At 36.7% G+C, this 16,665-nt stretch carries 15 protein-coding genes; 14 read left to right on the top strand and 1 reads right to left on the bottom strand.

Annotation, left to right across the window (positions count from 1 at the left end; genetic code table 11):
* Position 1: 1 nt before the first annotated feature.
* Positions 2–940: an ABC transporter permease subunit gene (locus ABES03_RS17355; protein WP_430118957.1), complete on the top strand. Its 939-nt coding sequence runs from the start codon at positions 2–4 to the stop codon at positions 938–940.
* Between the two features lie 55 nt (positions 941–995).
* Positions 996–1,163 (top strand): hypothetical protein, encoded by a 168-nt coding sequence (locus ABES03_RS17350; protein ID WP_430118955.1) that lies wholly within the window; start codon positions 996–998, stop codon positions 1,161–1,163.
* 225 nt (positions 1,164–1,388) lie between these two features.
* Here the strand turns inward: ABES03_RS17350 and ABES03_RS17345 are convergent, their stop codons facing one another.
* Positions 1,389–1,697: a hypothetical protein gene (locus tag ABES03_RS17345; protein ID WP_430118953.1), complete on the bottom strand. Its 309-nt coding sequence runs from the start codon at positions 1,695–1,697 to the stop codon at positions 1,389–1,391.
* Between the two features lie 151 nt (positions 1,698–1,848).
* Between ABES03_RS17345 and ABES03_RS17340 the strand changes: the two genes are divergently transcribed.
* From ABES03_RS17340 to ABES03_RS17285, 12 genes are all read left to right on the top strand, one after another.
* Positions 1,849–2,640, top strand: coding sequence for an HAD family hydrolase (locus ABES03_RS17340; RefSeq protein ID WP_430118951.1), 792 nt, complete (start codon positions 1,849–1,851; stop codon positions 2,638–2,640).
* A gap of 199 nt (positions 2,641–2,839) precedes the next feature.
* Positions 2,840–4,069 carry a DUF438 domain-containing protein gene (locus ABES03_RS17335; RefSeq protein WP_430118949.1) on the top strand — a complete coding sequence of 410 codons (1,230 nt, stop codon included), beginning with the start codon at positions 2,840–2,842 and terminating at the stop codon, positions 4,067–4,069.
* Between the two features lie 117 nt (positions 4,070–4,186).
* Positions 4,187–4,876, top strand: coding sequence for a BsuPI-related putative proteinase inhibitor (locus ABES03_RS17330; RefSeq protein WP_430118947.1), 690 nt, complete (start codon positions 4,187–4,189; stop codon positions 4,874–4,876).
* 225 nt (positions 4,877–5,101) lie between these two features.
* Positions 5,102–5,824, top strand: coding sequence for an amino acid ABC transporter ATP-binding protein (locus ABES03_RS17325; protein ID WP_430118945.1), 723 nt, complete (start codon positions 5,102–5,104; stop codon positions 5,822–5,824).
* Between the two features lie 32 nt (positions 5,825–5,856).
* On the top strand, positions 5,857–6,621 hold the full coding sequence (locus ABES03_RS17320) for an ABC transporter substrate-binding protein (protein ID WP_430119050.1): 765 nt from the start codon (positions 5,857–5,859) through the stop codon (positions 6,619–6,621).
* A 68-nt stretch (positions 6,622–6,689) separates the two neighbouring features.
* Entirely contained in the window at positions 6,690–7,346 is a 657-nt protein-coding gene (locus ABES03_RS17315; RefSeq protein WP_430119048.1) for an amino acid ABC transporter permease, read from the top strand.
* A gap of 225 nt (positions 7,347–7,571) precedes the next feature.
* The gene (locus tag ABES03_RS17310) at positions 7,572–11,915 is read left to right on the top strand and encodes an alpha-amylase family glycosyl hydrolase (RefSeq protein WP_430118943.1); all 4,344 of its coding nucleotides are present in this window, start codon (positions 7,572–7,574) and stop codon (positions 11,913–11,915) included.
* 168 nt (positions 11,916–12,083) lie between these two features.
* Entirely contained in the window at positions 12,084–12,794 is a 711-nt protein-coding gene (locus ABES03_RS17305; protein ID WP_430118941.1) for a DUF421 domain-containing protein, read from the top strand.
* A 268-nt stretch (positions 12,795–13,062) separates the two neighbouring features.
* The gene (brnQ, locus tag ABES03_RS17300; protein WP_430118939.1) at positions 13,063–14,442 is read left to right on the top strand and encodes a branched-chain amino acid transport system II carrier protein; all 1,380 of its coding nucleotides are present in this window, start codon (positions 13,063–13,065) and stop codon (positions 14,440–14,442) included.
* A gap of 96 nt (positions 14,443–14,538) precedes the next feature.
* Entirely contained in the window at positions 14,539–15,417 is an 879-nt protein-coding gene (locus ABES03_RS17295) for a LysR family transcriptional regulator (RefSeq protein WP_430118938.1), read from the top strand.
* 134 nt (positions 15,418–15,551) lie between these two features.
* Positions 15,552–15,920 carry a CidA/LrgA family protein gene (locus ABES03_RS17290; RefSeq protein WP_430118936.1) on the top strand — a complete coding sequence of 123 codons (369 nt, stop codon included), beginning with the start codon at positions 15,552–15,554 and terminating at the stop codon, positions 15,918–15,920.
* Entirely contained in the window at positions 15,920–16,612 is a 693-nt protein-coding gene (locus ABES03_RS17285; RefSeq protein ID WP_430119046.1) for an LrgB family protein, read from the top strand. Before ABES03_RS17290 ends, ABES03_RS17285 begins: the two co-directional genes overlap by 1 nt.
* Positions 16,613–16,665 lie beyond the last annotated feature (53 nt).

Below are 16,665 nucleotides of genomic sequence, written 5' to 3'. Positions count from 1 at the left end.
TATGCTGGTATTTTTGCTAAAGAGGAAAAGGTTTATATTTAGTGCTTTGTTTCTCATCATACTATTTACTGGTAGTATTCTTAATAGTGTGTTTAATGATGGGCAAATCAGACAGGTGAGATTTCATGCTGATGAAAAGGGAAATATTGTGGATCGTCCCCCGTATGCGCCGTTCACCGAGTATGTTTTTGGTTCTGATCCTTTTGGCTATGATCTTGGTCATATGATGGTGGAGGGGGCAAAATGGACTATAGGTATTACAATCACAATCGTCATTCTCAGGATGTTATTATCAATCATATTGGCGTCATTCATTTATTCATTAAACAATCGGATTTATAACGGTTTAAAAACCATTTTTGAACCATTCTCAGTTGTACCTCAGACCATTATTGCTTATTTTATTTTGTTTAGTGTTTTATGGATGCCGCTTGATGGCTTTCATACTCCCTTTTGGTTACGAGCATCATTTCAGGTATTTATTATAGTCGCTCTTGCTATTCCGAGTTTAACTATTCACATATCGGGTGAAATGAGGCATGTTGAAAAAGAAGATTTCATTGAAGTCTCAAAAACACTAGGTTCTAGTAAGCGTTATATCTTTTTTAAACATATTATCCCACATGTATATGAAAAATGGATTATATCATTTGGCCAACAATTTATTCAAACTTTGCAGCTTCTTGCCCATCTCGGATTTATGAAATTGTTTTTTGGAGGTACCCATTATCCTGACGATGATACACCTCCACGTACGATCTCCTATGAATGGTCAGGAGTAATTGGCGGAGATATTAGTTATCTTTACTCATTGCAGCCTTGGATAGTATTAGTACCAATCGGATTCTTTATTGTTACGGCCATTAGTGTTGCACTCATAAACCAATCAGTTAAAGCTTATTTTAAAAATAAAACCATGATTCGTTTAAATAAAAGATAAAAAATTGAGGTAAATAGGAACATAGGAGAATAGGTTATATAAAAGGAGGGGGAAAATGCTGAGAAATGTTGTCATGGTGAGGGATGATGAAGAAAGTGTGAAACAAGCCATAAGAGAAATCCTGCGTTCAAAAAATAAAGGTCATGAGGTGGCTCTGGATTTAACAAGAATTAAAGATAAAGCTAGGAAAACCGAAATTATGAAGAGGTTAACAAGATATTAATGGAGGTATTTCTTAATAAAGATACTTCTATTTTTTTTGAATAAAAGCAGGTATTTTGAGCTACTCATAAATTATGCAAATTTTAATAAAAATTTATTGTTATAGAAGCATGAGTTTGAAAAACCTTATAATATAGAGAAAACTTGGAGGTAAGATAAAACCTACAGTAAAAAAGACAATGATTTTAAGTACCAGAAATCAATGCCTTTTTTACTGTTTTTTCTACTATTGTTTCAACCGTTTAAGTACTTTTTCTACAAAGTTTGCATGATTGATATCTAAATCCAATATTTCATTTCTAAAGGATTTAAAACGTCCATTTGCTACTTCTAAAGTAAAGTACCCTCTTGGACTTAACAAGTTAATGTCACCAATAATTTTTTTCCCACGTTCAGGATCAAATAAATGAACTAAGTTAGGATTGCTTGGATGTGGTCTGAACATACACCCCTGTTCCACGCAGATTCTTACGATATTACGTACCTTCGGATGAGTGATACTTTCAATTTTCTTATTAACTTCAATGCTGACCATATTGTATCCTCCTTTCCCATCTTAAAAAAATATGCAAGTAGAGGGTGTTTCATTCCTCTTTATGCATTTAATTGTCAGAAACTTTAGTCTTCATGTGCGAAGGAATTAATGATAAACTAATAAAAAATCATTAATCGAAGTGAGGACAAAAATGATAAAAGCCATTTTTTTTGATTTAGATGATACGCTACTGTGGGACCAAAAAAGTGTTAAAGAAGCCTTTGCAGCAACATGTAAATTAGCAGAGGAGAGGTATGGCCTTTCTGCAGATCAACTTGAGGGAGCTGTTCGTGAAGCAGCAAGAAACTTATATTCTTCCTATGAAACGTTTGCGTTTACACAAATGATTGGGATTAATCCTTTTGAAGGATTATGGGGGGATTTTTTAGATGATACGGAAGAGTTTAAGAAAATGAAAGAAATTGTACCCACCTATCGAAAAGATGCTTGGACATCAGGATTATCAGCAATGGGTCTTGATGACCCTGAATTTGGGGTTGAGTTAGCTGAGCGGTTTCCCCAGGAGCGGCGAAACCTTCCATTTGTCTATGATGAAACGTTTAAGATTCTAGATGGTTTAAAGGGAAACTATCAACTTCTTTTATTAACAAACGGATCTCCTGATCTTCAAAATACGAAACTAGCTATTACGCCTGAATTGGTTCCTTATTTTGATCAGATTGTTATTTCTGGTAATTTTGGACGAGGAAAGCCAGATCCTTCAATATTCGAGCATGCCTTATCACGGATGTCTTTGAAGAAGGAAGAAGTGATAATGGTTGGTGATAACCTGATGACCGATATTCTTGGCGCAAACCGAGCTGGAATAAAAACCGTGTGGATTAACCGTCATGATAAACAAGGAAATGATGTCATTCCTACATTTGAAATTAAACATTTGGAAGATCTTTTTCCTATATTAAAAGTATTAAATAGAAGCTAAAAATAATCACCTACGAGTACACTGTCATTTATGTGGCAGTGTCTTTTTATTAGGATAATCAAATAACATGTTCTTAAAGTTTTCACATTTAAAACTATAATAATGATGTTAATCACTATCGGCTAATAATCTTAATGGTAAGTTATTAATGAGATAACTTTAAAAACAGTATTTAGCAACAGTGAAGGAGAATCCTGAAATGAGTGAAATTATTAATAACCGCGAACAACTAATGACTAAAAAAACAGACCGTCTTACCATATTAAAAGGTATCTTCCATGACCTTCATAACGGAAGAAATTTAGAAGAAGTAAAAGCTCATTTTGATGCATTGATAGGGAAAATTACAGTCGATGAAATCACACAGCTCCAGCATCAGTTTTCAGAAGAGGGAAGTATACCAATAGAAGAGTTACAGCGAATCTATCAGGAACATAGTGCCATTTTTCAAGGTTCAATAGAAAGGGAAGATAATTTGCAAAAGCCAGAGGATCTACCAGGGCATCCAGTTCACACGTTTAAACTGGAAAACAGGGAAATTGAAAAGCTGCTACAACTACAGGTACAAGTACATGTGGATGAGTTTGTAATAGACGATTCATCCGAAAACATTTACAAAATTCTGCAGGATATTAATCTCTTACTAGACATTGATAAGCACTATAGCCGTAAAGAGAACTTACTATTTCCCTATTTAGAAAAGTACGGAATCTTCGGGCCGACTACCAATATGTGGAGAATTGATGACTTTATTCGTGACGCTATTAAAGAAGCAAAACAAAAATTAATTAGCTATCAAGGTGAAAAGCAGGAGGTACTTGGAGTCCTAAATTTTGTCATCCAAGAAGTATCTGGAATGATATACAAAGAAGAGAACATCCTTTTCCCAATGGCTTTGAAAAATTTATCTGAGGATGAGTGGATAAAAATTGCTCATGAAAGTGATGAGATTGGCTTCTGTTTAACAGGTCCTGCGGAAGAATGGAAGCCAGAGAGAAAAGCCTTAGCTGAAAATGCTATAACAGAAGGCTATATTAAGATGGAAACGGGATTTTTATCCTTAAAGCAATTAGAGCTGCTATTAAACCACTTACCAGTTGATATTACTTTTATTGATCATGAGGATGTAGTTCGTTATTTTTCCCATGGAAAAGAAAGAATCTTCGCCCGTACAAAAGCAGTTATTGGACGTACGGTTCAGAATTGTCATCCGCCACGAAGCGTGCATGTGGTAGAAGAATTATTGGCAGATTTTAAAGCTGGGAAAAAAGACAGTGAGGATTTTTGGATTAAGTTCCGAGATAAATATGTATATATTCGTTATTTTGCAGTCCGGGATGAAAAAGGAAGATACATTGGTACATTAGAATTTACACAGAATATCGGTCCGATAAAAGCCATTGAAGATGAAAAGCGAATCCTCTCCTAACTTTAAAATTGGAAATATGGCAAAAAATATATTTTTGACAAAAAGTGTAACTTTATTCCTTTTTTTAGCGACTATAGCCCTGAAAACAAAAAACACGTTAAAAAAGGGGTTATGAAAATGGCAAACAAAAAAATATATTTTGTCATTAGTTCCGTAGTATTATTCGGACTTTTAACAGGCTGTGGCACAAGTTCTAAAACGAATGGCACCACTGAAAGAACGAAAACGGAAAATCAAAAGCAAGAAAAAGTGACGGCGAAATTTATTCCTTCACTAGAAATAAAAGAGGATAACCATGACATGACGATCAAGTATGCAGTTAAAAATATATCCGGAAAAAAACAGACACTAACCTTTTCTAATGGTTTAAAGGCTGACTTTATTGTATACGATCAGAATGAAAAAAAAGTCAAACAATATTCTGAGGAAGTTTCCTCAACACAAGCTACGGAAGAAATTTCATTAGATAATAATAAAGATATTGAACAAGAATTTACTATATCTGATCTTCCGAATGGTCAATATAAGTTGGAAGTTTTTCTAACTTCAAAGGAGGATATGGCAAAAACTGAGGCAGAGTTTATAGTAAAGAATTCTATATATACTAATGGTTCAGGTCAGTATGTAGGTCAAATGGATCCACATACAATAGAAGTAAGCATTAATGGAAATAAATCCGCCTTTCAATTATCAGATGAAGCGAACAAACAACTAACATCAATAAAAGAAGGTGAACAGATTTCGTTTATCTATTCAGAAAAGGATAACGGACAAAAAACAATCGAAAAATTTATCATAGAATCTTAGGTAAGTATTAAACCCATTGAGTACCCTCATTTTAAAAGAGGGAGCTTGGTGGGTTTTTTGCATCCGATTTCCTACTGAAACGAATATTATCCTCCCTTGTTTAATAGGATTAACTATAACTTGGATAAGGGAATCCTTTTGGGAAATAACAATTTAATAGGTTCAAGAATTGTTTTTCAAATAGGATTACCGCTGAAGTATTATTTCTACAAAAAGGAGGGTGACATGATTAGGGTTAGGAACGTAGTTAAGTCTTTTGGATCACAAAAAGTTTTAGATGGTATCTATTTATCCGTTGCTGAAAAAGAGGTTGTTGTCATAATTGGTGCAAGTGGTTCTGGAAAAAGTACGCTACTTCGCTGCCTCAATTTCCTTGAAATATATGATCAGGGAGAGATCACGTTAAGGGGAGAAACAATTAATCCTACTAGTACAAATCTGAATAAAGTCCGAGAAGACGTAGGGATGGTATTTCAACATTTTAACCTTTTTCCTCATATGAATGTGTTGGAGAATGTGATGGAAGCTCCTGTGCATGTGAAAGGGAGGGACAAGGCACAAGCTAAACAAAAAGCGCTAGCATTACTTGAAAAAGTAGGATTATATGACAAAGCGTCTGCCTACCCAAAAAATCTTTCGGGTGGTCAAAAGCAACGAGTAGCTATTGCGCGAGCACTCGCAATGGAACCACGAATCATGCTGTTTGATGAGCCGACATCTGCACTTGATCCTGAACTTGTGGGAGAAGTTCTTCAGGTAATGAAGCAGCTGGCAAAAGAGGGAATGACGATGGTTGTTGTTACACATGAAATGGGGTTTGCTCGTGAAGTAGCTGATCGTGTGGTCTTTATGGGGGATGGGAAAATTCTTGAAGAAGCACCGCCGAACGAATTTTTCATCAATCCTCAGCATGTGAAAGCCAAACAATTTTTAAATAGTATTCTTTAAAAAATGGAGGGATTTTGTTGAAAAAAAGCTGGATGATAGGATTGATGGTTTCTCTGTTTTTTGTGTCTGTTATGTTGACAGCTTGTGGTAGTTCAGAGAAAAGCAGTGGTAACGAGAAAAAGGAATTTCGCTATGCTATGAGCGGATTGTACAAGCCGTTTAATTTCAAGGAAAATGGGAAATTAGTTGGCTTTGACGTAGAGATTGGGGAAGCTCTTGCGAAAAAAATGGGAATGAAGCCTGTAGCGGTTACAAACCCTTGGGAAACACTTATTCAAGGATTAAAGGCAAAGAAATTTGATGCCATTCTTGCAAGTATGACTGTTACGGAAGAACGTAAAAAATCAGTAAACTTTACAGATACGTACTATCGTTCCGGTGCACAGATATTTGTAGCAAAAGACAATCAGACCATTAAATCAGTTGCTGACTTAAAAGGGAAAAAAATTGGAGTTGTTAAGGCAAGTACTTATAAAGAGCTGGCATTACAAAATACAGATCAAGGTAACATTGTTGAATATGACAGTGATATCACAGCGCTAATGGATCTTCCAACTGGTAGGTTGGATGCAGTAATTACTGATCAAATGGTGGGGCTTCCAATCATCAAAGACGGTGCAATCAAGATTAAAGATGTTGGTAAGCCACTTTCACAAGATGATCAGGCAATAGCGGTCCGAAAAGAGGATAAAGAGCTGCTTGATAAGTTAAACAAAGCTCTTGCTGAAATTATTAAGGACGGAACCTATGACAAAATTAGTAACAAATGGTTTGGTCGTAGTATTTTAGGAGAATAGGAGTTTCTATGGGTGTCAATTATGAGTGGCAGGCACCCTGTTGATCAAATAAAGAGAGGGTGTTGATTATCGTTCAAATCTTCCTGGACACCTATGAGATTTTTATTTCTGCGGCACTACTTACCTTAAGGTTAACCATTACATCACTAATCATTGGGTGTCTTATTGGGCTCATTGTTGCTTTCTTAAGAATTTCTTCAAATAAATGGCTAAATAAATTAGCAACTATTTATATTGGTCTTATTAGAGGTACGCCGTTAATTGTCCAAATAGCCATTCTGTATTTTGGAATCGCATCTGTAGTTACCTTCTCACAGTTCTGGGCTGGTGCTCTCGCCTTAGCAATTCATAATGGTGCATACATTGCAGAGATTTTTCGAGGTTCTATCCAATCCATTGACAAGGGACAGATGGAGGCGGCCCGGTCACTTGGAATGTCCTATCCACTTGCGATGAGAAGAATTATATTACCACAGGCATTTAAATTTTCCATCCCTCCATTGGGAAATCAATTTATTATTGGATTAAAGGATTCCTCCCTAGTTGCCTATGTTGGAATGTCAGATTTATGGGGCTCTGGGTTAAGTGAAGCAGCATCAAATTACCGCCAATTAGAAACTTACATGGTGGTTGGTATTTATTATTTAGCACTTGTCTTGTTATTTTCTTTCTTGCTAAGGATATTAGAGAGACGGATGGATATTGACTTAAAAGAGGTTGCATAGAAACAAAAGGGTCAGAAACCAATTACGGTCTGACCCAATTTTTAATATAAATGAAAGAATTATCAGAAAAATAGGATGAAAGACATATGTATTGAGGATATAAAAAGTAGGAAAGACCTATTCTTAAAAATTTCAAGTAGATGAGATAATATCATTAAGTAAGCGTTTTCTATACTTTTTTGTGCAAACGTTTGCCTTTTTAAACTAGTTTGGGGAGGAAAAAGGATGAAAGGTAAATCAAGGAAGTTATTCAGTTACTTAGCACTTTTAGCGTTAATTGTGCAAACGATTGCAGGAACGGCTTTTTTTCATCCGTCGCCTACAAAGGCTGATGGAAGAGTAATAACACTTGTCGGTAACCTACAAGATGAACTGGGCGGTTCAGGGGAGTGGAACCCAGCAGATCCTGCGACACAAATGACGCTGCAAGCGAATGGGAAGTACTTGTTAACAGGTACACTTCCCGCAGGAAGCTATGAATATAAAATTGCCATAAATGGTTCATGGGATGAAAACTATGGGGTGGATGGAGTTCCTGGGGGAGGTAATTACAAGCTATCTCTAGATAAGGAACAGAAGGTTACGTTCCTCTATGATGATAGCAACCATCGTGTAACGGTACCGATAGAATTACCGGATGATCAAAAACCTAGAATAGTAGGCGATATTCAGCCAGACATTGATGCAGGTGGGGAATGGGCCCCGGATGAATCGACTGCCATTTTAAAAGATGAAGACCATGACAATGTGTACACATATACAGCACAAGTTCCAAAGGGGAAGCATGAATTTAAAATTGTCCTAGGGAACAACTGGGATGCGCCTGCCTATCCAGACAATAACTTTGTGTTAAATGTACTCAATGCCACAACGGTTACGTTCTTTTACAATCATGATACTAAAGAAGTATACACCGATTATGATCCGGGTTTACCTGATGGTAGTGTCCAAGGGGACAAGCTTTACCACAATACGTGGGATTCGGCTTACCGTTCACCTTTTGGGGCAGTGAAGGCAGGGGAGACAGTTAAGCTCCGTCTTCAAGCAAAAAAGGGTGACTTAACTGGCGCAAAAGTCCAGCTGAAAAACTACAATACTGGTAATACCGCAACTGTAGATATGGAGTATGCGGGTTGGATTGATCAAAAAGGTACAGAGGTCGAGTTTTGGGAAGCAGACGTTAAGCCAGAGGTTAAGGGGGTTTATGGTTATAAGTTTATTGCTCGTGATGGTGAAGGACAGAAAGAGTACGGGGAAGACGTCCAAGAAGGTGGAAAAGGAACGGCGACGGACTCAAATGCATCTTTATTCCAGTTAACGGTATATGACCCGTCATATAAAACACCTGATTGGATGAAGGAAGCAGTCGTATATCAAATTTTTCCAGATCGATTTAACAATGGGGATAAAAAGAATGATCGTGTAAAGACAAATGCGCGTGGTGATGAACCAATTGAGCATAAGGATTGGAACGATTTGCCTGATAATCCTCGTCTAGAAGGGACAGAAGGATATAAAGGCGATGCCATATTCTCTAATGACTTCTTCGGTGGAGACATCGCTGGAATTCAAAAGAAATTAGATTATATCCAATCATTAGGAGTAAACACACTTTATTTAAATCCGATTGCAGAAGCAGCATCGAACCATAAATATGATGCGGCGGACTACAAGAACGTTGACCCGATGTTTGGTTCGCCTGAAGAATTTAAAGCGTTTACGAAAGAATTAAAGAAAAGAAAAATGCATTTGATTTTAGATGGTGTGTTTAACCACGTGGGGGACGATTCCATTTATTTTGATCGTTATAGTAAATACCCAACAGTTGGTGCTTATGAGTACTGGTCGGCTATCTATGATCTTGTTAATAAAGGAGTTTCAGAAGCCGAAGCAATAAAGCAAACAAGAGATAAATTCATCGATGAAGGACAAACGTTTAGTCCATACGGCTTCGAAAATTGGTTTAACATTCAAAATGAAAAAGTTGACGGCGTATATAAATACCAGTGTTGGTGGGGCTATGATTCGCTTCCAGAAATCAAATCAGTGCCTGGTGAAGCGGTCGATTATCCATCAGAGTTAAATAATAAGTCCTTCGCGAATTACATTATGTATGATAAAGACTCAGTGGCAAAGTCATGGATTAACAACGGTTCTTCCGGTTGGCGTTTAGATGTGGCAAACGAAGTGGATCCTGAGTTTTGGCGTGAGTTCCGTAAAGAACTGAAAACAGGAAAAAAAGATGAACCATTAATCCTAGGAGAAATTTGGGATGACGCTTCAGAGTATTTTCTTGGTGACCTATATGATTCAGTCATGAACTATCGTTTTCGAGGTGCGATGATTGATTACTTAAAGTCCGGAAATGCGGAAGGTGCAGAAAATCAGCTCAATGCTGTCTTTGAGGACTACCCTAAGGAAGCGTTTTATTCCCTTATGAATTTAATGGGCTCCCATGATACAGCACGTGCAGCGTTTGTTCTAGGAAATGGAACAGACTCGTATGAAAGAGCTGAGTTTGATAAGAACTATAATCCTGAACTAGGAATTAAACGCTTAAAGCTCGCTGCTATCCTACAAATGGGTTATGCTGGTGCACCAACTATTTACTATGGTGATGAAGCTGGTGTTACTGGGTCAAAAGACCCGGATGACCGCAGGACCTATCCATGGGGTAATGAAAACAAAGATTTAATCAAACATTATCAAACAATTGGAAAAGTAAGAAATGACTATCATGATTTATTTAGCTATGGAGATTTAAATCATCTTTATGCTAAGGGTGATGTGCTTGCTTTTTCTCGTTCAGACAAAAAGAATGTAGGTATTGTACTGACAAACCGAGGCACTGAAGAAAAAACGGTTGAACTGAATGTCCAAGATTTATTAATTAATGGAATTAAGTTCACTGACCAGCTTGATAAAAAGTATACAACTGTAACGAAAGATGGAACATTGAGCGTGACGGTTCCTGCCATGAGCGGTCGCATGCTTATATCCGATAAAGGGCAGAACTTAAAACGTCCAGATTTGGTTACAGACTTAACAGTAGCAGAAGGAAGTCATACCGCAACACTTAAATGGGATGGCGATGCAAAACAATATGCCATTTACGAAACAACAATTTCCGGAGCTTTTTATCAAAAAGTAAAAGAAACTACTAAAACTTCAGTAACAATTGACGGGTTAGACAATGGCCGAAAATATTATTTTGCTATCGTTGCGCTTGATAAAAACGGAAATGAATCCAAAAAGGTAGAGACTAAGGACGCTGTTATTCCACATGTATCGCTAACTTCTGAGAATTATAAGATTGATAATGTGACAGCTCTAGAGGAAGGAATTATTGATCTCTCCAAGCCCGAAACGGTTACAGCTAATATTTTTGTAAAAGGTGAAACTGAGTTAGAACAAATGGAAGGCTTGCAAGCGAAGCTTGAAGTTAAGCAGCCAGGAAGTGAAAAGTGGACCCCAATTAAGGCTTCATACGTAAATCAGCAGGAAACATCAAATGTGTATAGTGCAATCTTCCTGCCATTTAATGTAGGAACTTATGAGTATCGTTTTGCATTCTCAAATGATTTAGGCCGCAGTTGGGTGGCAAGCGAAACAAAGTCAGTTAGCTTTACAAAAGGAGACGATACAACAGCACCTGCAGAAAAAGTGACACTTGAACAGCCTCAAAAGGAATCTGGTCAGGTCAACCTTTCCTGGAAGGTGGATGGGGCAAATGATCCATATATGGTAACAATTGTCCGTGATGGTGAAATGAACGATCAGCTATTGGATCTATCAAAAAACTCCTTTAGAGATATTAATGTGACCAATGGAAAAACGTATACGTACGAAGTTCGGATATATGATAAGGCAGGAAATATGGTGAATTCCAACGATGTTACTATCACGCCTGAACTAGTTACAGTAAAAGTAACGTTTAAAGTAAATGCACCAGCCTATACTCCGCAAGGTATCTACATTACAATGCCGGGAAGTAAAAACGGTTGGAATACTGGCGCATGGCAGATGACTCGTGCCGGAGCGGTTACCAATGATTATGAATATACGGTAGAAGCACAAGAAGGAGAAGTTCTTACTTATAAATATGTAAAAAATGGTACGTGGGATCAAGAAGGGTTACCGGACCATACTGCAGCAAACACAACCGACGATGATGTCAGTTATTATGGCTATGGGGCACAAGGTACTGACCTTTCAGTAGTGGTGGCAAACCAAGGTGGTAATCAAATGGTGGTACAAGATAGAATCATTCGCTGGATTGACCTTCCGGTGGTGGTTACATCCCATACAGATGGGCAGACGGTATTAACTGACAGTATTACTTTACAAGGAAATGCCATTAAGGATGGTGTTCTAACAATTAATGGAGAGCCTGTTACCATTAATAGTGATATGACTTTTTCTCACACGATTAAACTAAATGCAGGTGAAAACAAGTTAAGCATTCATATTGAACCATCAGAGAATAATAAGGCAACAATCTTTGAAAATGATGGCGGTGCCATTTCTAAAGCGACTAAAACAATAAATTTTACCATTAATAAGAAATAACAAGAGGGCCTCTTTCCTAGTAATTGGATAGGGGCCTTTTCCTGTTTAGATTTTTTTCTCCTATTATTAAGCAAACTTATAAAGATAATTATCATAGAAATAATTATATTCATTTCATATTTGGCTCATATTACAAAGAGAGTTTTTAGATAAAAAAGGATGAATCAAGTGGAGACTTTAATTATTGCCGTTCTGCGAACGTGTTTTTCATTTTTAATATTATTGACAGTTTCGATATGGATTGGAAAACAAGTAAATTCTCATAACAATCACTATAATTTTGCATTATCTGTAACGCTGGGTTCTTTTATTGCAAATATGGGATTTGATACGAATTTAAAATTCACTCCAATGTTGGCTTCTTTTATTGCACTTATTTTTATGTATTTAATTAGTTCACTCATATCTATTAAAAACAGACGTTTTCGGTTGTGGCTTTCAGGAGAGCCGACCGTTGTTATTGAAAATGGAAAGCTGTTAGATGGTAACATGAAAAAAATACGGTATTCGCTTGATGATTTAAATCAGCAGCTAAGAGAGCAAGGGATTTTTGATTTAATTGAAGTGGAGTTTGCTTTATTAGAAGTTAGTGGTAAGTTATCTGTTCTGAAAAAAACAAAATATCAAAGTGTAACCAAAAATGAAATTGTTTCAACCAATACTAGTGTAGATATCCATCTCCCTATTGAACTGGTCATGGACGGAAAGGTAGTTGAGAAGAACTTGAACTCACAATACTCAAGCGCATGGCTTAATCAGGAGTTGCAATCTCGAAACCTGCAACTAAAAGATATTCAATACGCAGTTATATCATCAAATAGTTCTCTAATTATTGACCTATATAATGATCATTTAAAATCTCCTTTGGATCAGGAGTAGTTAAGGTTAGTTCCAAAACAGTAGAGGGATTAGCCTTTATGAATTATTTTTTTAAAATAATTTTTATTTATTAGTAAATTTTCACTGATTTAATGAATAATAGCTAATTCTTTAAAAAATAGTAAACTTTTGTCAGTTTGTAATTATCAAATAAATCATTAAAATAGGTTGAATTTTGAGTGTTTGAATAGTAATATTATTCACGGAATAATATTTGAAATTACTAATCTATTATGAGTATTGGAATTATAAGGTGGGAGCATTATTTATGCAAAATAAATTAAGTTTTTCAAGGTATTTCATCATTGGTGTGATGTTGTTTGCCTTGTTTTTTGGCGCAGGAAATTTAATTTTTCCAGCATCGCTTGGTCAAAAAGCCGGATCAAACATTTGGCTGGCGGTAGCAGGATTTTTAATAACGGGGATTGGATTACCGTTCCTCGGAATTTTGGCAATTGGTGTTTCGGGAAGTAAGAATTTACAGGAGCTTTCTAGCCGTATTCATCCAGTCTTCGGAGTGGTCTTTACATCTCTTCTATACCTAACCATAGGTCCATTTTTTGCAGCTCCTAGAACGGGAGCTGTTGCGTTTGATATTGGAATTGCACCTTTTGTGAATGAAAATAATGGACATGCTGGGCTGATTATATTTACCCTATTATTTTTTGTAGTCACACTTTGGTTTTCTCTAAACCCTGCAAAAATAGTCGATAATGTGGGAAAAATATTATCTCCTGGAATTATCATCCTTATTTTTGTGCTACTGTTTATGATTATAGTAAAACCGGTAGGTACGATTGAAGCACCACAAGCATCTTATACAAACGGTGCATTTATGAAAGGTTTGATGGAAGGCTATAATACAATGGATGCACTCGCTTCACTTGTATTTGGCATTATTGTCATAAACGCGATTCGTTCCATGGGTATAACGTCATCTCGAGGTATCCTTTTGGCATCAGCTAAATCAGGGATAGTGGCAACGTTTTTTCTTGGAATCATCTATGTTGGTATTGCCTACCTAGGGGCAACAAGTACGGAAGCGTTCGGCCTATTTGATACAGGTGGACCTGTCCTTGGAAAGGCAGCATCTTATTATTTTGGTTCGTTCGGAACGCTAATGTTATCCATAATAATCATACTAGCTTGTCTTACAACCAGTATCGGGCTTATGACAGCTTGTGGTGAATACTTTCATATTTTGATGCCTAGAATCAGTTATAAAATGTGGGTTGTGTTCTTTTCCATGGTTTCGTTAATTATTGCAAATTTTGGATTGTCAAACATTATTACATTTTCCATTCCTGTGTTAATGTTTCTCTATCCACTTGCAATTGCCTTAATGTTGCTTGCCTTTGCATCGAAGCTATTTAACCATTCGCGAATTGTATATGTTACTGCTATCGCTGTCACATTTTGCATAAGCATAATTGATGGGTTTAAAACCTTATGCAGCTTGTTAGAAATGGATTATTTTGACTGGCTGGCACCGATCGTTTCGTTTTATGAGCGAGTGTTACCTCTTTACAAGGATGGACTTGGTTGGTTACTACCTGTTTTGGCTGCAATTATTATTACATCATTATTTGTACGATTGCAGAAAGTTACTGCATTCCGTGTTAAAAATAAAACAGAGAGCGCTCTGTAAATATTCAAACATCTCCCTACAATAGGGGAGATGTTTTGTTTATTTAAAATCTTTTTCTATAATGAAAAATAGGTACGGAAAATCGAGGTGTTTTCATTGGAATTACGGCAGTTAAGATTATTTATTGAGGTAGCTAAGCAAAAAAGCATTACGAAAGCAGCAGAGAATATGCATATTTCTCAGCCAGCCTTAAGCAAGTCAATAATGGCTCTAGAAGATGAGATGGGCATGACATTAATCATTCGGACCAACAAGACAAGCGACCTTACAGATGCAGGGAAAGTGGTCCTCGAATATGCTCTAAGGATGACCGTGTTAGTAGATGAAATGAAGACCACTTTAGTTGATATGACGAACTTATCAAGAGGTCAAATCAACATTGGATTACCGCCATTTATTGGAAGCTTGTTTTTTCCAAGGGTCATGGCCAAGTTTCATCATGCCTTTCCGAATATAGAATTAAATATTACGGAGTATGGTGGTGCAAGAGTCGTAAAAAGTGTGGAAGAAGGAGAATTTGAATTGGGTGTCGCAGTACTACCAATCGATGAACAGCAATTTTCGGTTTATCCCATTGTAGAGGAAGAGATGAGGCTAGTAGTTTACAAAGATCATCATTTATCAGATCGCAATGAAGTGGAGTTAAAGGAATTAAGGGACGAAGAATTTATTTTTTATCATGAGGAATTTGCTTTAAATCAAATCATGAGAAACCATTTTATTGCTGCTGGCTTTGAACCAAAAATTTTATTCAAGAGTTCACAATGGGACCTGATGACGGAGATGGTTGCAGCAAACTTAGGTATAACCATCCTTCCACAGTCGATTTGCAACCGGGCTTTTAATTCCGATTTAAAGGTAATCAAACTTCAGGACGATATAATGTGGAGACTAGCTGTCATTACAAAAAAAGATCGCTATATTTCTAACGCGGGGAGAACCTTTATTGATTTCATTCTAAAAGAACCATTATAACTTTGAGTTATGAAAAACATTCTAAATATGTATTTTACGAATGGTGAATATCGCTGTACTATTACTAATAGTTAATTCTAGGAAACAAAAGGGAGATTTTACTCCCTTTTTCTTATTTAGGAAGGAAGTTCACAATGAAACTAGGAGTAATAGTGATACAAGTCTTATTTTTACATGTTTTCTTATTTCTTGGGGTGGCACTAAAGGAATTGATTCCTCTTCCAATTCCGGCTTCTATGTTCGGATTAGCTCTTCTTTTTCTAGCGCTTTATTTCAAAATTATTAAACTGGAATGGGTGGAAAAAGGGGCAAGTTGGCTGATGGCTGAGTTGCTTTTATTTTTTATTCCATCCGCAGTTGGAATAGTAAATTATGATGAAATTATTAGCCTTCAGGGTGCGGAAATTGTTGTTTTAATTGCCATTAGTACAGCAATAGTTATGGGAATGACTGCACTAATTGCGGAGAAAATATCGGTTCGGAAAAGGAGTGAGCAGCATTGATGACGATTCTATTTACTATCATAACCTATCTTATCTACCGGTTTGCCAAAAAAACCTATACAAAGATGACTCTTCCGTTTTTTCATCCGCTACTGCTTGCACCTATTTTACTAATAGTCCTAATATCTATTTCTCATGTTTCGGCTACCAAATACTTGGAGGCATCTAAGTGGCTAACCCATCTATTGGGTCCAGCCACTGTTGCCTTTGCGGTACCCATATACAAAAATTTATCGATTATTAAAAAGTATATCGGTACTATTATCATTAGTATTACTTCAGGTTCACTTGTGGCTATTTTTTCAACCTTAGGACTGTCAAAATTAATTCACTTGAACTATGATTTCGTCACTTCCATCCTTCCAAGGTCTATCACGACTCCGATTGCGATTGAGGTGTCAAAAGAAATTGGTGGATTGCCAACCTTGACAACTGTTTTTGTCATTTTAACTGGTGTAATTGGCGGTGTTGTAGGTCCGATGGTTCTAAAATCTCTGTCTATCAAATCCCCAATTGCCAAAGGGCTCGCATTAGGTATGGGAGCACATGGAGCTGGGACTAATAAAGCGTTAGAGTACGGTGAACAGGAAGCAACGTTTTCATCCTTAGCGATGATTTTTGCCGCCTTCATTACCCTTATCTGGGCTGCGCTGCTCATTCCTGCATTGATGAATATTCCACATTTATTTTAATACCAACTAGAAGAGACCCTTAGTGGTCTTTTTTTGTTATACTTAACAGTTGC

Origin of the sequence: Neobacillus rhizosphaerae (assembly GCF_050477885.1) — a bacterium.
GTDB lineage: Bacteria > Bacillota > Bacilli > Bacillales > Cytobacillaceae > Neobacillus > Neobacillus rhizosphaerae_A.
Note: the sequence above shows the minus strand (reverse complement) of the source record. Positions and strands in the feature narration are given on the sequence as shown.